Origin of the sequence: Gordonia phthalatica, from assembly GCF_001305675.1 — a bacterium.
GTDB lineage: Bacteria > Actinomycetota > Actinomycetes > Mycobacteriales > Mycobacteriaceae > Gordonia > Gordonia phthalatica.
In genome coordinates, this window is the sequence record NZ_CP011853.1 from 313208 (window position 1) to 333749 (window position 20542).

Sequence of the window (20542 nt, forward strand, 5' to 3'; positions counted from 1 at the left end):
CGGCCGGACGGCGGCGGACCGCCCCGATCAGGGGATGACGAAGGGAAATTCTGAAAGCCACTCGCCTGAGGGTAGTGGAATGGTATGTGGGTTCCCGAACGGACGACGGGCTGATTCGACTATCGTCGCGCCACGACGTAGCGTTTTCGGGTGGCCTTCGACGACGATTCCAGCATCTCCGCGAAGCGGGTCTCCAGTGACCTGCCGGTTCCCTTCTCCGACGCCCTCGACGAGTGGGCGGTCGTGGCGCGCGACGTGCTCATCGAGATCGCCGGCGTCTATGGAATGTTCATCACACAGGCCGAGCTCGCGCTCCGCGTCCAGAACGACAGCGGCGTCCGCGCGGGCCAACCGGTCCGCCTGTGGATCGACGATCTCCTCCTCGCGGTGACCCGCGATCAGAAGGACGACGAGCCGCTCCTCGCGTCGCTGTGCGTGCGCCTGGACCAGTCGGTCGGTGACGTGTACTCCAAGATCGTCGAGTCGGCGGGCCGAACCCGGCTCGACGACGTCGAGGTGGACGCCGCCCACCAGCGGTTCGCCTGCTACCAGCGATACGGCGCGACGGTCCCGGCGGGCGCGCGCCCCTCGCTGACGCCTCGCGTCAGCGAGAAGCGGGCGGCGCACAAGCCCGCTAAGCAGACCAAGCCGAAGGCCGCCCCGAAGCCGCGGACCGCGTCGGCGTCGAAGTCCGTCGCCGACGGCTCGGCGAGCACGCCCAAGGCCGCCAAGCCGAGAAAGGCCGCCAAGCCCAAGCCGGAGCCGAAGGAAGAGCCGAAGCCCAAGCTCTGCCCCACCTGCTTCACCGTGCTGCCCGCCACCGGCGTCTGCGGCTACTGCGGCTGAGTCTCTGACCTCGGTCGACGCCGCGTCGACCCGCGTTCCGTGAGTTCGACCGGCAGCCTGACGTCGGCCGGCACTTCGGTCCCGGCGATGAGTTGCAGCAGCAGCTGTACTCCCGCCTCGCCGATCCGGTGTGCCGGCGTGACGATCGTCGTCAACGGAACAGGAAGCTGCGCGGCGACGGGGATGTCGTTGTAGCCGACCAGTCCCAGGTCGTCGGGGATCGTCAGGCCGAGGTCGCGGGCCACGCCGAGCAGTCCGATCGCCATCGTGTCGCTGACGCAGAACACGGCGTCGGGGCGGTCGTCGCGATCGAGCAGCGTGCGTGCGGCGTCGATGCCGCCCTGCACGTCCATCCGGGCGTGTGCGATTCGATCGTCGGGGACCGGCATGCCGGCGTCGCGCATGGCGTCGAGGAAGCCGGTGAGCCGGTCGGCGCCGGTGGTCGCGAACAGTGGGCCGCCCACCGCGGCGATTCGCCGGTACCCGCAGTCCACGAGATGCTCTCCGGCCAGGCGACCACCGAGTCGGTCGTCGCCGCCGGCGAACGGCAGTCCCGAGTTCGCGTGCCGGTTCAACGCAACGACCGGGACCGACAGACTGAGATCGTCGACGAAATCCGTTGCGGGACTGTGGAGGCTGCTGAGTATGAGGCCGTCCACCTGGCGACCGGCGAGGAGTTCGATCGCCGCGCGTTGCTCGGCGGGTTCGTCGGGCGGGCTCGACAGCAGCACGGAGTAGCCGGCGGCGCGAGCCGCCTCCTCGACGCCCTGATAGATCGTTGCGACCACGCCGTCGGTCAGGCGCGGCATCACGGCGCCGATGGTCGTCGTGCGCCGGGTCCGCAGACTCGCGGCCCACGGATTCGGTCGGTACCCGAGCTCGTCGGCGACCTCCCGCACCCGCTGCGCCGCCTCCGACCAGCCGTCGACCGGTTCGCTCTGCCGCAGCACGCGCGACACCGTCGACACGTGGACGCCTGCGCGCTCGGCGATCTCCTTCATCGTCGGCGGGCGCCCTGCCCTCCGGCGTGATGGATCGGTCATCGTGGTTCCTCACCTGAAAGAGATCGTTGACGGGTCGCCCGCGTTCTGGTTACTCTCAGTCCATCACAGTGCAATCGTTTGCGCAAAGCATTGCGCCAAGATTTCCCTCCACCCCGACAAGGAGACCGCCATGGCCGGTACCAGCACCGTCACCGAACTGTTCGCACTCGACTCCCTGCTCTCCGACGAGGAGCGGCAGATCCGCGACACCGTCCGAAAATTCGGCGAGGAGAAGATCCGCCCGCACATCGCAGGCTGGTTCGACGAGGCGCGGATCCCCGCCAAGGAGCTCGCGAAGGAGCTCGGTGGCCTCGGTGTGCTCGGCATGCACCTCGAGGGCTACGGCTGCGCGGGCATGAGCGCCGTCGACTACGGCCTGGCCTGCCTGGAACTGGAGGCCATCGACTCCGGCATCCGCTCGCTGGTTTCGGTGCAGGGGTCGCTCGCGATGTTCGCGATCCACCACTGGGGCAGCGAGGAGCAGAAGAACGAGTGGCTGCCGCGGATGGCGGCGGGCGACGCACTGGGCTGCTTCGGCCTCACCGAACCCGACTTCGGCTCCGACCCGGGCGGCATGCGGACTCGCGCGGTGCGCGACGGCTCCGACTGGGTCCTCAACGGCGCCAAGATGTGGATCACCAACGGCTCCGTCGCCGACGTCGCCGTCGTGTGGGCCAACACCGACCTGGAAGAGGGCTCCCGCGGCATCCGCGGCTTCGTGGTCCCGACCGACACCCCCGGATTCTCGGCGCCGGAGATCCGCGCCAAGATGTCGCTGCGTGCCTCGGTGACCTCCGAGCTGGTCCTGCAGGACGTTCGTCTGCCCGAGTCGGCGATGCTCCCGAAGGCCGCCGGCCTGCGAGGCCCGCTGAGCTGCCTCAACGAGGCGCGCTTCGGCATCATCTTCGGATCCATCGGTGCCGCTCGCGACTGCCTGGAGACGGCCGTCGACTACGCCGCCACCCGCCTGGTCTTCGACAAGCCGCTCGCCTCGTACCAGCTCACCCAGGCCAAGCTCGCCGACATGGCACTCGAGGTCGGCAAGGGGCACCTGCTCGCGTACCAGCTCGGCCGTCTCAAGGACGCCGGTCACGTGGAGCCCGCGCAGGTCAGTCTGGGCAAGCTGAACAACTGCCGCGAGGCCATCAAGGTGGCGCGCGAGTGCCGCACCATCCTCGCCGCCAACGGCATCACCCTGGAGTATCCGGTCATCCGCCACGCCAACAACCTGGAGTCGGTCCTCACCTACGAGGGCACCTCCGAGGTCCACCAGCTGACGATCGGCCGTGCGCTCACCGGCGAATCCGCCTTCCGGTGACCGGTGCGCTGGACGGTCTGCTGATCGCCGACTTCGGTCGCGTTCTCGCGGGCCCCTACGCGACGATGCTGCTCGCCGATTTCGGTGCCGAGGTCGTCAAGATCGAGCGTCCCGGCTCCGGCGACGACACCCGCGCGTGGGGTCCGCCCTACGCGGGCGACCAGTCGACGTACTTTCAGACCGCGAACCGGAACAAGACCTCCCTCGCCCTGGACCTGCGCGACGCCGACGACCTCGCCGCCGCGCGGGATCTGGCGCTGCGGGCCGACGTCGTCGTCGAGAACTTCCTGCCCGGCGCGATGGATCGGCTCGGCCTCGGATACGACGACGTCGCCGCGGCGAACCCGGGCGTCGTCTACTGCTCGATCACCGGCTTCGGCGGCCACAATCAGCTGCCCGGCTACGACCTCCTGGTGCAGGCGGTCGGCGGGCTGATGAGCATCACCGGGCCGTCGCCCGACGAGCCGACGAAGGCGGGCGTCGCCCTCGTCGACGTCATCACCGGGCTGCACGCCGCCGTCGGGATCCTGGCCGCGCTGCGGCACCGCGACCGGACGGGCGAGGGGCAGCGGGTGGAGGTGAACCTGCTGTCGTCGCTGCTGTCGGGGCTGGTGAACCAGAGTTCCGGCTTCGTCGGCGCCGGCGTCGTCCCGCATGCGATGGGCAACGCGCACCCGAGCGTCGTTCCGTATCAACCGTTCCCGACGGCTGATCGGCCATTGATCCTGGCCGTCGGCAACGACCGCCAGTTCGGCGTCCTGGTCCGCGAGCTCGGCGTCCCAGAGATGGCCGACGATCCGCGCTTCGCCACCAATGCCGCGCGGGTCGAGAACCGCGACGTGCTGATCGCCGAGCTGACTCGGCTGCTCTCCGCCGGCACCGCGGACGAGTGGTTCGACCGGTTCACCGCCGCCGGCGTCCCCTGCGGCCCGGTCAACGACATCGGCGAGGCCTTCGCCCTGGCGCAGCGACTCGGCCTGGACCCGATCGCGCAGATCGACGATCCGCGCCGCGACGCCCCGGTCCCGACTGTCGCCAACCCGATCCGCCTGTCCGCGACCCCGCCGACCTACCGCTCCGCCCCGCCGCGACTGGGGGAGGGGTAGGTCCCGCTTCGCGTCTTCCCGCACCACTTCCGTTTCCCGCACTCGGTCGCGACCGAGTGCGGGAAACTGATAGTGGTGCGACTCAACCGCGCACGTGAGCGCCCGGCCCGGGACTCGCGCGGACATCGCGCTGCTCGACGACGTGCCCGTCGTCGCACATCATCACCGCGCGGACGGGTGCGCCGCAGTCGCGGTGCGACACTTCGACGGCGGGGCCGTCGACGTCGGGGCGGTGCTTGTCGCCCCAACGGAGCATCGAGATGAACACCGCCTGAAGGTCCAGGCCGGCCTCGGTGAGTCGGTACTCCTTGCGGCGTCGTCGACCCGGTTCCTGGTATTCGCGGGCGACGAGGATGCCGCCCTCGACCAGCTTGCGCAGCCGGTCGGAGAGGACCGAGTCGGAGATGCCGGTGTGCTCCCTGATCTGGTCGAACCGTCGGACACCGTTGAACACCTCGCGCAGCACGATGCCGCTCCAGCGGTCGCCGATCACGTCGAGGGTGCGCTGGACGGAACAGTTGTCGGTGTCGTACGCGAGCCAGTCCATGCCGCTCATCCTAGCTGGCTTTGGTATTGACAGTCAGTGATAGTTCCGTCTAACTTCGAATCAAGAAGTCAGCGCGACGCTGGCCGAGACCAGAAGGAGAACGGTGATGACCGAGACCCCGAGCATTCCCGACACCACCAGTGCGTTCCTCGAGGCCCTGGGCCTGGAAGTCACCGAAGCCACCGGCACCCGCGTCGCCGGATACGTGGATCTCGGCGAGCGCCACCACACCCCGTGGGGCGTGGTGCACGGCGGCGTCTATGCGACCATCGTCGAGTCGGCGGGGAGCATCGGCGGCAGCCTGGCCGTCGCCGACCGCGGCCAGTTCGCCGTCGGTCTGCACAACTCCACCGACTTCCTCCGCGCGTCCAACGGCTGCCGGGCCCGCGTGACCGCCGAACCGATCATCCAGGGGCGCACCCAGCAACTGTGGCTGGTCGAGATCGTCGACGACGCCACCGGCAAGGACCTCGCGCGCGGTCAGCTTCGCCTGCAGAACGTCCCCCTGCCGAAACAGGACTGACGCCGAGGCTCGGGCTGTGCGACGATCGATGTCGTGGTCGACTATCTGGTCCCGGACTGGGCGAATGCGGCACTGCTGGTCATCGACGTCCAGAACGACTTCGTCGACGGCCCGGCGGCGATCGTCGGCACGCCCGAGGTGATCCCGAACATCGCGGCGACCATCGCCGAGTTCCGCAGACTCGGGCGTCCCGTGATCCACGTGGTGCGGTCGTATCGGCCGGGCGACAGCGACGTCGACCTCCTGCGACGCGCCGCGATCGAGGCGGGCCAGGGTGCCGTCGCGCCCGGAACGCTCGGCGCCGAGATCCCGCGCGAACTGCTCCCCGGCGACGTCGACTACGACTGGGACTCCTTGCGCTTCGGCGCGGCGCAGCAGATCGGCGACGTGGAGTACATCCTCTACAAGCCGCGCTGGTCGGCGTTCTTCCGAACCCCGCTCGACTCGCTGCTCGGCGACCACGACGTCACAACGGTCGTCGTGGCCGGATGCAACCTGCCCAACTGCCCGCGCGCGACGATCACCGACGCCTCCGAACTCGACTACCGCACCGTCCTGGTCACCGACGCGACGTCGCAGGCCACCGACGAACGGCTCGCCGACCTCGGGCTGATAGGCGTGCAGTTGCGCACGTCATCGCAGGTGGTGCAGGCGATGGCGGCGGAGGAACTGCTCGGCGAGGCCGAGTCGCTCTGGGTCGCCGGGCTGGAATCGCTCGGCGACGACATCGATGTGCCGAGCGGCTGCGGCGACTGGACCATCCGGCAACTCGTCGACCACGTCGCCGGCGGCGGCGAACGCTATCGCATCCTGCTCGACGGCGGCAGCGCCGCGGACACCGCTGCAACACGGGGCCTCGACTACATCGGCGACGACCCGATCGGGACGTTCTGGGAGCACGAACATCAGTTGCGCGAGTCCGCCGAACGCGCCGACCTGTCGGTTCTCGTCGACCACCGTGCGGGCAAGCGCAGCGGAGCGGAGCTGATGGTGCTGCGCCTCCTGGAGTTGACCGTCCACAGCAAGGACCTCGCGGACGCACTGGGGACGCCGTGGCGCCCCGGCGACGAGCTGACCGACTTCCTGCTGCGCGAAGCGGCGGACGTGGTGGACCAGATGCGGGCCCTCGGGCACATCGGTGCGGTGATGCCGACGGAGTCCGGGGACGCCGCCGACCGGCTCCTCGCCTTCGTCGGCCGTGCCTGACCGATACGCTGACCCGATGTCACCCGACTCCGAGCAGCCCGCTCCCGAGCAGCCCGTTCCTGAGCGACCCACAGTGCCGCGCCGGTTCCGACTCGCGTACGTCCCCGGCGTCATGCCCGCGAAGTGGGTCCGCAAGTGGGAGGAACGGTTCCCCGACGTGCCGCTGGAGCTGGCGTCGTGCACCGTCGCCGGCAGCGCCGCCCTCCTGAAGGACGACGGCGCCGACGCGGTCGTCACCCGACTGCCGCGTGCGCTCGACGTCGGCGACCCGGGCCCGCACCACGCCATCGAGCTCTACGCGGAGACGACGGTCGTCATCGTTCCCAAGGACCACTACCTCACGCTGGCCGACGATCTCACCGCCGACGACCTCGCTGACGAGAACTTCCTGGTCCCGCTCGACGACGTCCTCGACTGGCCTGCGCGGCCCGGCACGGTCGTGGAGCATCGCCCCGAGACGGTCGGTGACGCCGTCGAACTGGTCGCCGCGGGGATGGGACTGCTGGCGGTCCCGCAGTCCCTCGCCCGGCTGCATCACCGCCGCGACCTGGTCTACCGGCCGGTGACCGACGCCCCCACGGGCCGCGTCGTCCTGCTGTGGCCGTCGCCCACCGCCGACCTGACCGACGAGTTTGTCGGCATCGTGCGCGGTCGTCGCGCGGGCTCGTCTCGCGGCCGCGATCAGCAGCAGCCGAAGCGGAACGCGAAGGAGAAGGCCGCAGCCAAGCGGGCCAATCGTGAAGCGGCGGGCAAGGTCCCGGGCCGGAATTTCGGGAAGGGCGCTCGGCGCGGGAGGCGGTAGGGCCGCCTAGAAGTCCCAGACGAGAGCGCCGTCGGGGCCGGTCTGACAGGTCGCGACCCCATCGGTGCGAGCGATCCGTGCCCGGGCACCGGGTTCGCTACATCCCGATCCCCGTTCGACGGCAGGGCGCGACATGTGCGTCGCATCGCTCCATGCGCCGTTCATTGCACTGCACACGAGCGTGCCATCCGACGAGTAATCGCCGAACTGATCGATTCCGCACGGCTGCCCCTCGTACGGTTCCGGCGTGGTCGGCACCGTCTCGGTCACCGGTTCCTCGGTTGGCGTGGTCTCCACGACCTCGGTGGGCGTCGGCGAGGTGGAACTCGTTGTGGTCCGCGTGATCGTGGTGGTCCGCTGCGGCGCGGGCGAGGCCGCGACCGGTGCGGTCGGATCGTCCTTGCCCGAGAGGTAGACCACGCCGCCGGCGATCGCGACCGCGCCGAGGAGGCACGCGGCCGTCAACAGCGACAGCCACAGGGTGCGACGGGAACGCGGCTCCTCGGATCGCTGCTGTGTCGGCGCCGTCATCGTCTGCGCGTACGCGAACGAGGCGGGTGCGACGCCGTGCATCGCGTCCGACAGGGCGGCGACGAACTCGGCGCAGGACTGATAGCGGTCGTCGGGGTCCTTGGCGAGCACCTTCGCGAAGACCGAGTCCAGGGCAGTGGGCAGCGACGGCAGCACCTGCGACGCGGTGGGCGCCGGATGGTTGAGATGCGCGGACATGAGCGCCGTCATCGACTTTCCGGTGAACGGTGCCTGCCCGGTGATCAGGTGGAAGGCGGTGCAGCCGAGCGAATAGACGTCGGACCGGTTGTCGACGGCGTCGCCCTCGATGGCCTCGGGGCTGATGTACGCCATGGTCCCGACGGTGACGCCGGTCGAGGTCAGGGAGGTGGTCTCCTCCGCGGCCTTGGCGATGCCGAAATCGGCGAGCTTCACCCCTTCGACGACGGGCTCGTCGTCGTCGGTGTCGAGCGCCACCAGGATGTTCGCGGGCTTCACGTCGCGGTGGGTGATCCGCTGTTTGCGCCAGGCGTAGTCGAGTGCGGCACCCGCGCCCTCAACAAGGGTGAGGGCGAGCGGCAGCGGCAGCGGACCGTCGGTGTCGACGAGCCGACCGGCGTCGGTTCCCTCGACGAACTCCATCGTGATCCACAGCCGGTCGTCGTATTCGCCGCGGTCGTGCAGGGTGACGATGTTCGGGTGCGACAGCTGTGCCAGCAGGTCGGCTTCGCGCTGGAACCTGGCTTTGAAGTCGTCGTTTCGCGAGACGCCCGCGTCCAGCAACTTGAGCGCATCCCGTCGAGGCAGACGCGGATGCTCCACGAGAAACACCTGTCCCATGCCGCCGGCGCCGAGTTGGCGCAGCACCCGGTACCCGGCGATCTCAGTGATACTCATGAAGTGCTTGTTCCTCGTGAACCGAATGTCGGAGACAGTGTTTCACGGGCGGCGACGGCACTAACCTGGGGACCGGACAGCCCGGGAGGCTGTAGTCGAGGAGGGCGTCAGTGAAGATCGCGATCGAACCCGTGCAGGACACCTGTCTGGTCGAGGCGGTGACCGCGGCGGGGAGCACCGTCGTCCCGCTCGACGAGGCCGACGCCCTCGTCTGGATCGGCGGACCCGACGGCTTCCCGAAGCTGGCCGACACCGTTCGCTGGGTGGCGCTCGCGACCGCGGGCATCGAGAAGTTCGTCGCCGAGGGCGTCCTCGACGATCGTCGACTGTGGACCAATGCGTCGGGCTTCTACGCGGTCGGCGTCGCCGAGCACGCGCTCGCACTGCTCCTCGCCGGACTGCGCCAGATCAACACCGCGGTTCTCGACCACTGGGCCAAGGACCGGATCGACCCGGCCGTGCGGTCCCTTCGCGGCTCCACCGTCGCGATCATCGGCGCCGGCGGCATCGGCCGCGAACTGACGCGGCTGCTGAAGGCGTGCGGGGCCACCGTGATCGCGGTGAACCGTCGCGGTCGTGCCGTTCCCGGCGCCGACCGGACGCTGACCGCGGACCGGACCGACGAGGTCTGGGCGCTCGCCGACCATGTGGTCCTCGCCGCGCCTGCCACGGCCGAGACCTACCACCTGATCAACGACGAGACCCTCGCGCGGCTGCATTCGCACACCTGGATCGTCAACGTCGCGCGCGGACCGCTGATCGATCAGGCGGCCCTGCACCGGGCGTTGAGCAGCGGCGTCATCGCCGGTGCGGCGCTCGACGTGACCGACCCCGAGCCGCTGCCGGCCGACGACCCGCTGTGGACGCTGTCCAACGTCATCATCACGCCGCACGTCGCGAACCCGGCGTCGGGCCTCACCCGCGAGATGGCGCCGTTCGTCGCCGAGAACATCCGGCGCTTCGAGGCGGGTCAGGAGCTGATGGCCGTCGTCACGCCGGGCGCGGGGTACTGAGCCGACGTCAATGATGTAGTTCGTTACCACTTTCGTCAGCGGTCGAACTGGCGTGAGTCTGCCTGCGGCCATTGCCGGCCTCGGCCTCGCATGGGTCCTGTCGATCAATCGGCGTACATCGCAGCGCCTGATACCGAGACGCGACCTCGTGATTTAGGGTCGACGCATGATTCTCAGATCGCTCTTTACTCGCGTTGCGCCGCTGTCGGCAGCGCTTGGCGTCGCGTTCGGTGGAATAGTCGCGTGCGGTAGTGGCTCGGAGTCGCCGCCACCGGAGACCAGTCAGACCGTTGCGGTCGAGTCGGCCTGCGATCGGGTGACGACCGAGCAGGTGGTCGCTACCACGGGGGTCGCTCCCGACGCGGCGAAGCCGGGACTGTCGAAGAATCCGGGTGTGTCGACGTGCTACTGGAGTAAAGCGGGCAAGACCCTCCTGTCCCTGGCGACATTCACCGCGCCTGCCGATGTCAAGGCTACGGAGCGAGAACTCAAGAGTGGGCTGTTCTACGACGAGAAGGCACTGTCACCGGGCATTGGCGACTCGTCCTTCTTCAGGCTCGCGGGTCACAACGAGGCGGCGGTACTCGTCTTCCGGAAGGGACCGACGCTGTATGTCCTGACTGCCCGCAATCAGGGCGACGGTCAAGTGACCGTCCTCGAAGAGCAGGCTGCGAGACTCAAGCTCGCCTCTCTCGCCAGACAGATCGGTTGATCGGTACGGCTGCATGCCGCGAAGCGCCCTCAGCTATCGTCGATCTGGCTGATGCCGATCCGACCACGCTTTCTTCGTTCGTCTCGTAGTCATCGCCAGTCACTTCCTTTACCCGGCGTAACTCACAGATGCTCTGGCACGCCCGGGCTCCGGGTAACGCACTACACGTCTGGCGTCGCCACCGCCCGCGCGTGCAGTTTCAGCACGAGCGCCGGATCGACCAGCGTGTCCGGACCCGCACGCCAGCAGGCGGACAGCGTGTCGTAGCCGACGGCGCGGGCCGCGGCGTGCTGCGGCCAGTAGTCACGCGCCCAGGACGGTTCGTCGTTGGCGCTGTCGGTGGCGGCCAGCTCGGCTTCGAGGAGCTGCCACTGCAGGTCGCGGCGCCGGACCCGCATCTCCGGCGTCGACGGGACCAGTTCGGTAGCGCTCGCCAAGACGGCGAGACACGCGGCCCGCGCGCGGTCGTCGGCGGCGAGCAGAGTGCTCCGGTGAGCGCGCGGTCGAAGCAGCCAGAGCATGGCGATCGCGATCCCGACGCCGAGCAGAGTCTCGATGACCCGCGAGGTCATCTGATGCACGATCGGCTGATTCGGTGAACCGAGGAGCAGGGCGAGCGGGGTGATGAACGTCGCGGCCAGCGCGTAGTTGGTGGTCACGGTCAGCTCGATCGCCATGTTCAGCACTGCCAGCACCACGATCAGGGCGACGGCGTGCAGATCGAGACTGTGGAGGGCGGCGAAGATCGCGAGACCGATCAGGGTGCCGAGCACGCGGTGGGCGCCGCGGACGCTGCCGCGCACCCGGTCGGGTCCCAACTGCAGGACCAGGACGGCGCTGACCACCGCCCAGTCGGGTCGGCCGAGTCCCGCGAGCACCGAGACGCTGCCGACCACCAGCACCGCCACGGTGTTGCGGAGCGCCGTCACCGAGGCATGACTGTTCGGGTGCAGGGCGAACCGCAGACGGTGGATGACGCTCGGCCGGGGGAGCGGCGCCACCAGCGCGCCGGACTCCGAGTCGTGGATCCGGTGGTGCGACTCCCACAGCCGCCGGGCCAGGTCACTGTCGGTCTGCGACGCGTCGTGCAGCACCGTCCACGCGTTCAGAGTCGACGCGGCGACGCCGTGCCGACGGGACGGCTGCCGGTTGGCGGCGAGGAAGCCGTCGATCTCCGCGAGCGCCGCCTCGGTGATGTCGGTCTCGGGTCCGTGCGGACGCCAGAGTGCAGGCACCATGCTGACGATCAGTGCTGACGCAGAGCCGGCGGCGGTGCACACGACCACCGTCAGCGGCGACAGCCCGGCCTGGCAGATCACCGCGACCACGCCGCCCGCCAGGACCAGGAAGAACGGCCCGGGCGGGCCGAGACGCAGCGCATTGGACCCGAACACGCTCACGGCGGTGAGTGCGCCGAGCGCGACGACGGTGATCAGCTCGCGCGGGATCGACGGGGCCGCCCCGACCCACGCCCCGAGCAGCCCGAACAGGGTCACCGTCAGCACCAGGAGCACACCCGCCGTCAGGATCGTCTTCCACCGGATGCGGTACGGGCGTCGTTCGCCGAACAACACCGCGAACGTGCCGAGAGCGGCCAGCATCGCGTTCTGGCCGAGCCCGCCCGCCAGCAGGATCAGTGCCGGGACCAGGAAGGAGACGCCGGCCCGCAGCGCGGGCGCCCATCGGCCGCGCGCCGACGGTCGGCTCCACAGGAGGCCGGTCACGGACGGCCGTGACGGTGGGATGTGGGGGTCTTCGGTCACCGGCATCGCGCCACCAGGTGGATCTCGGGGAATCGGTGGTGGTAGTCGACGTCGGGTCGACTGACGGCACGCCACTCCTCGGCGAAACCGGCCGCGTCGACCGCCGCCGCCAGAGTCTCCGGATGCCATCGCCAAGCCCGGGCGACATGGTGGTCGAACTCGTGGACTCCCGGGTCGTCCGACGCCTGTGTCGCGACCAGCAGCCAGGCTCCGGTCGGCAGACGCGACGCCCAATCGGCGAGCGTCGCGCGCACCCGGTCGGGCGGGAGGTGGATGAGGCTGAAGCGCGCGACGACGCCGTGGACCTCCGCCAGATCAACTGCGTCGAGGTCGGCGTCGCCCACCTCGAACGAGAGGTGCGGGTACTGCCGACGGGCGATCGCCAGCATCTCCTCGCTCGGGTCGACGCCCCGGACCGACAGTCCGTGCTCGGTCAGGTGGGCGGCGACTCCGCCGGTGCCGCAGCCGACGTCGATCACGGAGGCGTCGGGAGCGGACGCGCGGACCTGCTCCGCGAAGGCATCGACCGCGTGACGTTCCAGGACGGTCACGAACGGGGACGGAAAGGTGCTGGCGTACTGCTCGGCGAGGGCATCGTACCCGGGTTGCGCATCCACGGATCCATTGTCGCCGATGGTCGCGCCCTATTGTGCGGAGCGGCGCGCGATCCGCACCAGGTCGGCCGCCGGGCCCTGCAGCGTGCTCGGCGGTCGCCACACCGCGCGCAGTTCACGGCTCAGATCGAGGCCGTCCACCTCGACGACACGAAGCTCGCCGCTCCGCGTGCCCTCGGCGACGGCGAGGGTGCTGAGCACCGCCGGACCCACCCCGGCCGCGACGGCGGTGCGGATGGCGGCGCTGCTACCGAGCTCGAGGAGCGGGACGGCACGCTGATGATCGCCGAGTGCGTACTCCAGCGTGGTGCGGGTGCCCGAACCCGGTTCGCGTTCAAGCAGCGGCGTGGCGGCGAGTTCGGTGACGTCGATCGGTGCCCGACGCCGGGCCCACTTGTGGTCCGGCGAGACGATCACGACGAGCCGGTCGCGGGCGACCACCGCGCTGTGCAGGCCGCGCGGCACCGACGGACTCTCGACGAAGCCGACGTCGCAGGTTCCGGCAGAGACCGTCTCGAACACTTCGGTGGAGTTCCGCATGCGCAGATGCACGGTGGTGCCTGCGTGTTCGGCGCGGAAGGTGCCGAGCCACAGCGGCATGAGGTGCTCGGCGACGGTCATCGACGCGTCGACGGAGATCTCGGCGGCAGTGTCGCTGTGCAGGCCTGCGGCCACGTCGAGCAACGACTGCCCGTTCTCGACGATGCGCCGCGCCCAGTGCACCAGGACGGTGCCGTCGGGGGTGAGGCGGGAGCCGGTCGTGACGCGTTCCAGGAGGCGGACACCCAGCTGACGCTCCAACCGCCCGATGGCTCGGGACGCGTTCGGCTGCGCGGTGTCGAGTGCGCGTGCGGCAGCGCTGAGGCTGCCGTGGTCGTCGACGCCGACGAGCAGTTGCAGTGCTCCCAGGTCGATCGATCGGAGGTCCACGGCGTGACACTACCGCGACGGCCATGTGCACCGGGTATCAACGCAGGTGAGAGTGCTGAAATGAGGTTATATCGAAACGATATGCCCCCATGCCGGATATTCGGGTTCTGGAGACGAAGCTTTCGGACGAACCTAGATGCATGACCCTCACGCTGAAGCGCAACACCCGACCGGACGGCGAGCCCTCGGCTCGCAAGCGTTTCGGCAGCCTGCTCCCCGGCCTCGCACTCTGCGGCGGCATCACCCTCGCCACCGTCGGCATCAACCACTTCGTTCCGGCTGCGAGCCCCCTGCTCCTCGCGATCATCATCGCGGCCGTCATCGCCAACGTCGTGCGCGTGCCCCAGGCCTGCGGTGCGGGCGTCACGTTCTCGGCCAAGGTGCTGCTGCGCATCGGCGTCGCACTGCTCGGTCTGCAGTTGGTGCTCGGCGACGTCCTCGGACTCGGTGCCGGCATGCTGCTGGTTGTGGTGGCGATCGTCGTCGGCGGCATCACTGCCGGCCTGCTCATCGGCAAGGCCCTCGGCATCCCGTTCGCCCGCCGCCTGCTGATCTCCTGCGGCATGTCGATCTGCGGTGCGGCCGCCGTGGCCGGTGTCGAGGGCGTCATCGAGGCCGACGAAGAGGACACGGCCACCGCCATCGGCACGGTCGTCATCTTCGGCACCCTGATGATCCCGGTGATCCCCCTGGCCGCCAACGCGATGGGCCTGTCGGAGGAGATCGCCGCGCTGTGGGCTGGCGGCTCGATCCACGAGGTCGCGCAGGTCGTCGCCGCGGGCGGCATGATCGGCAGCTACGCTCTGACGCTCGCCGTGGTGGTCAAGCTCGCTCGCGTCATGATGCTCGCCCCGGTCGTCACCGTCCTCTCCATCCGTCAGCGTCGTCTCACCGGCAACGCAGGCAAGCGCCCCCCGATCGTCCCGATGTTCGTCATCGGCTTCATCGCCTGTGCACTCGTCCGCTCCAGCGGCATCCTCCCCGACGAGGTGATCTCGATCGGCAAGTTCGCGCAGACGGTCCTCCTGACGATCGCGATGGCCGCACTGGGTCTCGGCGTCCGCATCCAGGTGATGCGTGCCGTCGGCTGGCGCCCCTTCGTCCAGGCCGCACTCACCACGGTCGTGGTCGCGGGGATCGCCCTCGGCGGCGCTCTGATCGCGGGTTGAGCAGACACTCCGGCGACGCCGACAAGAAACTGATGGATCACAGCCCCGCCAGGGCTGTGATCCATCAGTTTCTTCGTTGTTCGGTTGTGCTGTCGCGGCTGTCAGCCGTCGAAGTCCGCGCCCACCTTGGGCGGCGACGCGTCCAGGACGGCGTTCTCGTCGTCGGTGAACACCCGGGAGCGGGACAGGAAGCGTTTGCCCTCCGGCGCCTCCAGCGAGAATCCCGCGCCGCGGCCGGGAACCACGTCGAGGATCAACTGGGTGTGCTTCCACAGTTCGTACTGGTCGCCGTTGATCCAGACGCGCACCGGAGGAAGTGGATCCGGCAGATCCACCTCGCCGAGGAGGACGTCGCGCTGCCCGATCCGGTACTCGCCGACCGGGTAGCACATGGGGGCGGAGCCGTCGCAGCATCCGCCGGACTGATGGATCATGAGGCCACCGTGGAGCTCCGACAGCTTGGTCAGGAGCTCCACGGCGGAGTCTTCGGCCACCACGCGAGCGACGGTGCCTTGGTCGGTCATCTCACGCCGGCTTAGAAGAAGCCCTTGGCGCTCTGGGCGTAGCCCACGAGCAGGTTCTTGGTCTGCTGGTAGTGAGAGAGCATCATCAGGTGGTTCTCGCGACCGACGCCCGACTGCTTGTAGCCGCCGAACGCCGCGTGCGCCGGGTAGTCGTGGTAGGTGTTCGTCCACACGCGACCGGCCTGGATGTCACGACCGGCGCGGTAGGCGACGGCGCCGTTGCGGCTCCACACGCCGGCGCCCAGGCCGTACAGGGTGTCGTTGGCGATGCCGAGCGCGTCGTCGTAGTCGGTGAACGACGTGGTCGCGAGGACCGGGCCGAAGATCTCCTCCTGGAAGATCCGCATGTTGTTGGTGCCGTCGAAGACGGTCGGCTGGATGTAGAAGCCGCCGGACAGGTCGCCGCCCAGATCGGCGGGCTCGCCGCCGACGAGGACCTTGGCGCCCTCCTGCTTGCCGATCTCCAGGTACGACTTGATCTTCTCCCACTGGTCGCTGCTGGCCTGGGCTCCCATCATGGTGTCGGTGTCGAGCGGGTTGCCCTGCTTGATCGCGGCGACGCGGGCGACGGCGCGCTCCAGGAACTCGTCGTAGATGCTGCCCTGGACCAGGGCGCGGCTCGGGCAGGTGCAGACTTCGCCCTGGTTGAGGGCGAACATCGCGAAGCCTTCGAGGGCCCGGTCCAGGAAGCCGTCGTCGGCGTCCATGACGTCCTCGAAGAAGACGTTGGGGCTCTTGCCTCCGAGCTCCAGGGTCACCGGGATCAGGTTCTCCGACGCGTACTGCATGATCAGGCGGCCGGTGGTGGTCTCGCCGGTGAACGCGATCTTGCGGATGCGGTTGCTCGACGCGAGCGGCTTGCCCGCCTCGACGCCGAAACCGTTGACGATGTTGAGGACGCCGTCGGGGAGGAGATCGCCGATGAGGCTCACCAGGTAGAGGATCGACGCCGGGGTCTGCTCGGCGGGCTTCATCACGATCGCGTTGCCCGCGGCGAGGGCGGGGGCCAGCTTCCAGGTGGCCATGAGGATCGGGAAGTTCCACGGGATGATCTGGCCGACCACGCCCAGCGGCTCGTGGAAGTGGTAGGCGACGGTGTCCTTGTCGATCTCCGAGATGCCGCCCTCCTGGGCGCGGATGGCGCCGGCGAAGTAGCGGAAGTGGTCGATCGCGAGCGGAATGTCGGCGGCCAGCGTCTCGCGGACGGCCTTGCCGTTCTCCCAGCTCTCGGCGACGGCGATCTTCTCGAGGTTCTCCTCCATGCGGTCGGCGATCTTGTTGAGGATCGCGGCGCGCTCGGCGACCGAGGTCTTGCCCCAGGCGGGCGCGGCGGCATGGGCGGCGTCGAGCGCCAGGTCGATGTCCTCGTGGGTGGAGCGAGCCACCTCGCAGAAGGTCTTGCCGTCGATCGGCGACGGGTTCTCGAAGTACTGGCCCTTCACCGGCGCAATCCACTTGCCGCCGATCCAGTTGTCGTAACGGGACTCGTAGCTCATCAGCGAGCCTTCGGCTCCGGGCTTGGCGAAGACGGTCATGGTGCACTCCTTCGTGGATTCACTGCAATCGGTGAGGTGAATCACACGCTATGGGTGGAGTGGTTGCAGTCACGTTGCACGACGATGCAGTCGCGTTGCAAGGGGCGATGAGAAAGCCGAAACTGCGTACTTCCGATGGAACCTCAAGGGTGAGGTTCGAGGGTCAACACTGCGGGTACACGCGACATCGCTCCGATCGCGTGGGCGGCTGCGGTGTTGATCGCGCGCGACGATCAGGGCGTCCTTGTGACGGTCGGAGTGTCTGACCAGGAGTGTCTGTTCGTGGTGGCCCACTCGGTTCCGGAGGCGACGCAGCCGTTGAAGGCGGATGCCAGGGCGTACGCGGGGATGAGGTCGCCAGGAACCGGCGCGTAGCCGACCCGAGCCCAACGCTTGTTCTGCCACACGTCATAGAGGCCCGGAAACGCGTTCCGCAGTCCGTTTCGCCACAGATGCTCGCGAGGGCTGTACCCGGAGCCCAGTCGGGCGCGGTTGGGGGGTCTGATCGGGAGGATTGCTGTGAGATTTCCGAACGTCAATTGAGCGACGTAGTCGTCGTGGGACAACGGCGCCCCGAACCGGGGGTGCCCCTGCGTGCGTTGACGCTGAGCGGAGTTTGCTTGCCGCTCGATGTCGTGGAGTGCCCGTGGGCCGATGATGCGCGCCAGGTCGGGATGAGGTGTCTGGATCCAATCCGGACCGAACCCCTTTGTCAGGTTCCAGTCGCGCAGTGAGTTGTCGATTGCGTTTCGTGTCAGGACTTCGATGTGCCCGATGACCTCGAACCATGCTCCCGCGAGTGATGTCTGCCAGGCGTACATTGCTGCGATCGCCGCGTCGCTCGGCGTGCCGCCACCTTGAACCAGCCAGCGTCGACGGTAAGGCTCCAAACGCGCAGATGCGATATTTTGCGTAAATCGAACAGGCATGGCCTGACCATACAAAACGCGAGGCCTATCCGGTGGTGAACCGGACGGCCTCGCTACAAACACCAAATCCTGTCTGGCGTTTTCCACCTCCGAGGATATCACTGAACTTCGAACCGGACTCGGTCGAACCGGAGCTGACGGCCCCTATCGCCGCAGCCCGAACCGCCGATCCAGCAGCCGCACGCGGCCCTCGGCGACCGCGCGCTGCGGGTGGCTGGCGGGCAGTCGGTGGGCGAGGGCGTTCCAGGCGGTGATGTCGTCGCGGCCGTGCGGCGAGGCGACCCAGACGCTGAGGGCGGCGATGTCGCCGGTCCCGAACATCCGAGACCGGAGGTCCTCGCGCAGTTCGTCGAGCAGTTCGACGACGCCGGGAGCCAATGATTCGGCCAGCAGTCCGCCGCGGCCGAGCATGCGGATGGCGCCGGTGAGGTCGCCGGCGGCGATCGACTGACGGAGGTCGTCGAGGTCGGAGCCGAGGTCGACGGTCAGCCGGTAGGGGCGGGAGGCGACGACGTCGCCGAGATCGCGCCGCAGGCGCGAGATCTCCGCGCGCACGGTCACCGCGCCGAGTCCCTCGTCGGACAGCATGGTCGCCAACTGCTCGGTTCCGAGGCCCTCGGGATAGGACTGCAGGAGCAGGAGGATCTCCGCGTGTCGCGGCGACAGCGACCGCGGGGGAGCGGCGCCGTCGTGCCACTGGGCGGGGCCGTCGCGCAGGGCGGTCAGCCGGTGACCGACGGTCGCGAACGTCGCGGGGGAAGCCAGGTCGACGGCGCGCGAGTGCAGCTCGCGCTCCACGGCGGCGACGACCGATCGGACCGCTGCCAGCGCGAACGGGGCGGCCGCGGCCGGCCCGCCGGTCACGTCGATGACGCCGAGGAGCTCGCCGGACGTCGGATCGTGCACGGGCGCGGCCGCACAGTTCCAGTTCTGGACCGGCCCCGAGAAGTGCTCGGGTCCGATGATCTGCACACCCCGATTCACTGTCAGCGCCAAGCCGGGTGCGTTGGTGCCGACCGCGTCCTCGCTCCACACCGAGCCCTCGACGAAGTTGATGCGCGCGGCGGCGTCCCGCGCAGTGTGGTCGCCCTCCACCCAGAGCAGGCGGCCGCGGTTGTCGGTCATCGCGATCACGACGCCGGTGCCGGAGATGTCGTCGAGCATCAACGACTGCACCAGCGGACGGACGGACGCGAGGCGGTGACCCGCACGGTAGGCGTCGAAGTCGCCGTCCGACATCGGGCCGTCGTCCGGGTTCGGCTCCACGTCCTCCGGGTCGACGCCGCGGCGGCGTGAGCGCTCCCATGACTCGCGGACCAGTGAACGCACCGAGTCGTCGGCGGGGGTGGTGCCCGCGAGGAACTCTTCGTAGGCACGACGAACCCGAGACGACACGGTGGTGCCTTCCCTCATCGCGTCCCTCTCGAAATGACCGGCGTGACGTCGTCGGTGTCTCTCGATTGTGCCTGTCGGGTGTGATGTGGGCAACGACGGCCGCGTTCTGAGTCGCAGGAGACACATGACAGACGTCATGCCGAACAGGTGACATCCGCTCTGGGTGCGGACGTCGCCGCAGCGGAAGAGTCATGGGCATGACGCAACGACACCTCACCCCAGCACCGTCCGCCCCGACGCATCCGACGTCGTCGACCCCGGCCGTCGCCCTCACCGACCTCACCAAGTCGTTCCGCTCCAAAGGCGCCACCGTCCGCGCCGTCGACGGACTGAACCTGCAGGTGGAGGCCGGTCAGGTGGTCGCCTTCCTCGGCCCCAACGGCGCGGGCAAGACCACCACCATCGACATGCTCCTCGGCCTCACCGAACCGGACTCCGGGACCGCCTCGGTGTTCGGCCGCAACCCGCGCGACGCAGCCCGAGCAGGCCGGATCGCCGCGGTCATGCAGACCGGAGGACTGCTCGACGACTTCACCGTCGCCGAGACCGTCTCCACCATCGCCGCCCTCCACGGCCGCACCGCGGACATCGACGAGGTGATGGCGCGCGCCGACATCACCGACCTCGGCGATCGCAAGGTGTCCCGCTGCTCCGGCGGTGAGCAGCAGCGACTCAAGTTCGCGCTCGCCCTGCTCCCGGACCCCGACCTGATCGTCCTCGACGAGCCGACCGCGGGCATGGACGTCGAGTCCCGCCGCACCTTCTGGGCAGCGATGCGCGCCGACGCCGAGCGCGGTCGGACGGTGCTGTTCGCCACCCACTACCTGGAGGAGGCGGACTCGTTCGCCGACCGCATCGTGATGATGGCCCACGGGCGGGTGGTGGCCGACGGCTCCACCGCCGAGATCCGGGCCCGCGCCAGCAGCCGCGTCGTGTCCGCGGTCCTCGACGACGACGCTCTCCCCGGACTGCAGCGGGTCTTCCCCGACCTGCGCATCGTCGAACATCGCGGCGGTCGGATCTACCTCTCGCTCGCCGACTCCGACACCCTCGCCCGGCACCTGCTCACCAGCACCCGCGCCCGGGACGTCGAGATCGCCGGCCGCAACCTCGAAGACGCCTTCGTCGCCCTCACCGCAGACAACTGAGATCCCGAAAGG

General features: G+C 69.1%; 20 protein-coding genes and 1 pseudogene. 11 read left to right on the forward strand and 10 right to left on the reverse strand.

Going from position 1 to position 20542, the window contains the following annotated elements:
• Positions 1–150 precede the first annotated feature (150 nt).
• A complete protein-coding gene (locus tag ACH46_RS01380) occupies positions 151–846 on the forward strand; it encodes a hypothetical protein (RefSeq protein WP_062391360.1) in 696 nt (231 codons plus the stop codon).
• Here ACH46_RS01380 and ACH46_RS01385 read toward each other — a convergent pair.
• A complete protein-coding gene (locus ACH46_RS01385) occupies positions 834–1889 on the reverse strand; it encodes a LacI family DNA-binding transcriptional regulator (RefSeq protein ID WP_062391361.1) in 1056 nt (351 codons plus the stop codon). The two genes, ACH46_RS01380 and ACH46_RS01385, sit on opposite strands and share 13 nt — an antisense overlap.
• A gap of 130 nt (positions 1890–2019) precedes the next feature.
• Here ACH46_RS01385 and ACH46_RS01390 point away from each other — a divergent pair, with 130 nt between their 5' ends.
• Positions 2020–3207 (forward strand): acyl-CoA dehydrogenase family protein, encoded by a 1188-nt coding sequence (locus tag ACH46_RS01390; protein ID WP_062391362.1) that lies wholly within the window; start codon positions 2020–2022, stop codon positions 3205–3207.
• A complete protein-coding gene (locus ACH46_RS01395; RefSeq protein WP_062391363.1) occupies positions 3204–4313 on the forward strand; it encodes a CaiB/BaiF CoA transferase family protein in 1110 nt (369 codons plus the stop codon). Before ACH46_RS01390 ends, ACH46_RS01395 begins: the two co-directional genes overlap by 4 nt.
• An 82-nt stretch (positions 4314–4395) precedes the next feature.
• Here ACH46_RS01395 and ACH46_RS01400 read toward each other — a convergent pair whose 3' ends face one another.
• Complete coding sequence (locus ACH46_RS01400; protein WP_062394818.1) at positions 4396–4860, reverse strand: winged helix-turn-helix transcriptional regulator; 465 nt, start codon at positions 4858–4860, stop codon at positions 4396–4398.
• A 106-nt stretch (positions 4861–4966) separates the two neighbouring features.
• Here ACH46_RS01400 and ACH46_RS01405 point away from each other — a divergent pair, with 106 nt between their 5' ends.
• The 4 genes and pseudogenes from ACH46_RS01405 to ACH46_RS01415 all read left to right on the forward strand — a co-directional run bounded on the left by ACH46_RS01405 (position 4967) and on the right by ACH46_RS01415 (position 7391).
• Positions 4967–5383, forward strand: a complete 417-nt coding sequence (locus tag ACH46_RS01405) for a PaaI family thioesterase (RefSeq protein WP_062391364.1) — start codon at positions 4967–4969, stop codon at positions 5381–5383.
• Between the two features lie 33 nt (positions 5384–5416).
• Positions 5417–6028, forward strand: a pseudogene (locus ACH46_RS21545) (cysteine hydrolase family protein); the annotation flags it as partial.
• Positions 6029–6037: 9 nt separating this feature from the next.
• Positions 6038–6589 carry a maleylpyruvate isomerase family mycothiol-dependent enzyme gene (locus tag ACH46_RS21550; protein WP_226995834.1) on the forward strand — a complete coding sequence of 184 codons (552 nt, stop codon included), beginning with the start codon at positions 6038–6040 and terminating at the stop codon, positions 6587–6589.
• A 16-nt stretch (positions 6590–6605) separates the two neighbouring features.
• Positions 6606–7391: a substrate-binding domain-containing protein gene (locus ACH46_RS01415; RefSeq protein ID WP_082399308.1), complete on the forward strand. Its 786-nt coding sequence runs from the start codon at positions 6606–6608 to the stop codon at positions 7389–7391.
• Positions 7392–7397: 6 nt separating this feature from the next.
• Here ACH46_RS01415 and ACH46_RS21040 read toward each other — a convergent pair whose 3' ends face one another.
• Positions 7398–8798, reverse strand: a complete 1401-nt coding sequence (locus ACH46_RS21040; protein ID WP_062391366.1) for a serine/threonine-protein kinase — start codon at positions 8796–8798, stop codon at positions 7398–7400.
• 110 nt (positions 8799–8908) lie between these two features.
• On the opposite strand from ACH46_RS21040, the gene ACH46_RS01425 reads away from it, so the two are divergent.
• Complete coding sequence (locus ACH46_RS01425) at positions 8909–9811, forward strand: D-isomer specific 2-hydroxyacid dehydrogenase family protein (protein WP_062391367.1); 903 nt, start codon at positions 8909–8911, stop codon at positions 9809–9811.
• 166 nt (positions 9812–9977) lie between these two features.
• On the forward strand, positions 9978–10523 hold the full coding sequence (locus ACH46_RS01430; protein WP_157850982.1) for a hypothetical protein: 546 nt from the start codon (positions 9978–9980) through the stop codon (positions 10521–10523).
• Positions 10524–10684: 161 nt separating this feature from the next.
• Here ACH46_RS01430 and ACH46_RS01435 read toward each other — a convergent pair whose 3' ends face one another.
• The 3 genes from ACH46_RS01435 to ACH46_RS01445 are packed head-to-tail and all read right to left on the reverse strand — an operon-like array spanning position 10685 to position 13830.
• Positions 10685–12292 (reverse strand): FUSC family protein, encoded by a 1608-nt coding sequence (locus ACH46_RS01435; RefSeq protein ID WP_062391369.1) that lies wholly within the window; start codon positions 12290–12292, stop codon positions 10685–10687.
• Positions 12283–12903 carry a class I SAM-dependent methyltransferase gene (locus ACH46_RS01440; RefSeq protein ID WP_062391370.1) on the reverse strand — a complete coding sequence of 207 codons (621 nt, stop codon included), beginning with the start codon at positions 12901–12903 and terminating at the stop codon, positions 12283–12285. Before ACH46_RS01440 ends, ACH46_RS01435 begins: the two co-directional genes overlap by 10 nt.
• Positions 12904–12930: 27 nt before the next feature.
• On the reverse strand, positions 12931–13830 hold the full coding sequence (locus ACH46_RS01445) for a LysR family transcriptional regulator (protein WP_062391371.1): 900 nt from the start codon (positions 13828–13830) through the stop codon (positions 12931–12933).
• A 140-nt stretch (positions 13831–13970) separates the two neighbouring features.
• Between ACH46_RS01445 and ACH46_RS01450 the strand changes: the two genes are divergently transcribed.
• Entirely contained in the window at positions 13971–14999 is a 1029-nt protein-coding gene (locus tag ACH46_RS01450; protein WP_062391372.1) for a YeiH family protein, read from the forward strand.
• Positions 15000–15100: 101 nt separating this feature from the next.
• Here the strand turns inward: ACH46_RS01450 and ACH46_RS01455 are convergent, their stop codons facing one another.
• The 4 genes from ACH46_RS01455 to ACH46_RS01465 all read right to left on the reverse strand — a co-directional run bounded on the left by ACH46_RS01455 (position 15101) and on the right by ACH46_RS01465 (position 19400).
• Entirely contained in the window at positions 15101–15523 is a 423-nt protein-coding gene (locus ACH46_RS01455) for a DUF779 domain-containing protein (protein ID WP_062391373.1), read from the reverse strand.
• Between the two features lie 11 nt (positions 15524–15534).
• Positions 15535–17058, reverse strand: coding sequence for an acetaldehyde dehydrogenase ExaC (gene exaC / locus ACH46_RS01460; protein ID WP_062391374.1), 1524 nt, complete (start codon positions 17056–17058; stop codon positions 15535–15537).
• 233 nt (positions 17059–17291) lie between these two features.
• Positions 17292–17987, reverse strand: coding sequence for a hypothetical protein (locus ACH46_RS21185; RefSeq protein WP_157850983.1), 696 nt, complete (start codon positions 17985–17987; stop codon positions 17292–17294).
• Positions 17988–18131: 144 nt separating this feature from the next.
• Entirely contained in the window at positions 18132–19400 is a 1269-nt protein-coding gene (locus ACH46_RS01465; protein WP_062391375.1) for a GAF domain-containing protein, read from the reverse strand.
• Positions 19401–19579: 179 nt separating this feature from the next.
• Between ACH46_RS01465 and ACH46_RS01470 the strand changes: the two genes are divergently transcribed.
• Positions 19580–20530 (forward strand): ABC transporter ATP-binding protein, encoded by a 951-nt coding sequence (locus tag ACH46_RS01470; RefSeq protein ID WP_062394821.1) that lies wholly within the window; start codon positions 19580–19582, stop codon positions 20528–20530.
• Positions 20531–20542: the final 12 nt, after the last annotated feature.